Below are 1,242 nucleotides of genomic sequence, written 5' to 3' on the forward strand. Positions count from 1 at the left end.
AGTCTATCTAGTGAATTACTCTCACATTTTAATTTCACCCTAAAAACCCCTACCGCGTCTGCTTTGGTACAAGCTCGTAGTAAAATAAAGTTAAAAGCATTTGAGCAACTCTTTTACCGAACTATTCCTTCAGCACAACCCAATAAATTATACAAAGGCTATCGAATATTTGCCCATGATGGTTCTGATCTTAATATCCCTTACAATGAAAAAGAATCAGATACCCATTATAGAGTTGGGAAATTTGGGAAGCATGTTGGATCACTTCACCTTAATGCTTTATATGATCCTTTAAATAAACACTACGTGGCAGTGGACTTTCAAAAAATTAAGCAGTTAAATGAACGTAAAAGTTTGTGTCAGATAGTTGATGATTTTGATTTCACAAGTCCAACAATTATTATTGCGGATCGTGGGTATGAATCTTTTAATGTTTATGAACACATTAAAAAAAGCGGACAAAAATTTTTGATTAGAGCAAAAGATACAAAGAGTAATGGGTTGCTTAATGGCCTTGATTTGCCATCAGATGGAACATTTGATAAAAAAATAACCCTTCAATTAACAAGAAGACAGACAAATAAGGTAAAAAAAGATAAACATTATCATTTCTTGCATAAAAGAGCGAATTTTGATTATCTTCCTATCCGCTCCAAAGAAACTTATCCGATCAGTCTCAGAGTCGTTAGAATTAAGTTGAATGAGGACACCTATGAATCCTTAGTGACAAATCTGGATCCGTTCCTATTTACAAGCGAAGACCTAAAAGTCCTTTATCACTTGCGTTGGGGAATTGAAACTTCCTTTAGAGAATTGAAATATGCTCTAGGTTTAAGCCACTTCCATTCAAAGAAACTTGACTTTATTATCCAAGAAATCTTTGCCCGTCTCATTATGTATAATTTTTCAATGACAATTACTTTGGCTGTGGTCTTATCTAATCGTTTAAAACACTCCTACCAGATTAATTTTACACAGGCCTTTGGGATTTGTAGGCGGTTTTTCCTTGATCAAAACGTCAATGTAGAGCAATTGATAAGCCGATATCTTCTTCCCATAAGGCCGAATCGGAGTGATCAAAGAAGATTAATAAAAAAGAAATTTCCTGGTTTTTTATATCGTATTGCCTAAGATTATCAATCGGACTATACAAGTAGGACGTTTTTTTGCGTGATTCATTTATGAAATTAGAACGTCAATGAGATAGAAAAACAAAATATTTAAGAATAAAATGATACTGTT

The 1,242-nt window shown here is 33.5% G+C and carries 1 protein-coding gene; it reads left to right on the forward strand.

The window, feature by feature from the left end; all coding sequences use genetic code 11:
- Nucleotides 1-1,131: IS4-like element IS1675 family transposase (locus ABZV77_RS42690; RefSeq protein WP_356268793.1), on the forward strand; the 1,131-nt coding region annotated here is incomplete at its 5' end.
- Between the last annotated feature and the right edge of the window lie 111 nt (nt 1,132-1,242).

Source organism: Streptomyces sp. NPDC004732 (assembly GCF_040609235.1).
Classification (GTDB): Bacteria; Actinomycetota; Actinomycetes; order Streptomycetales; family Streptomycetaceae; genus Streptomyces.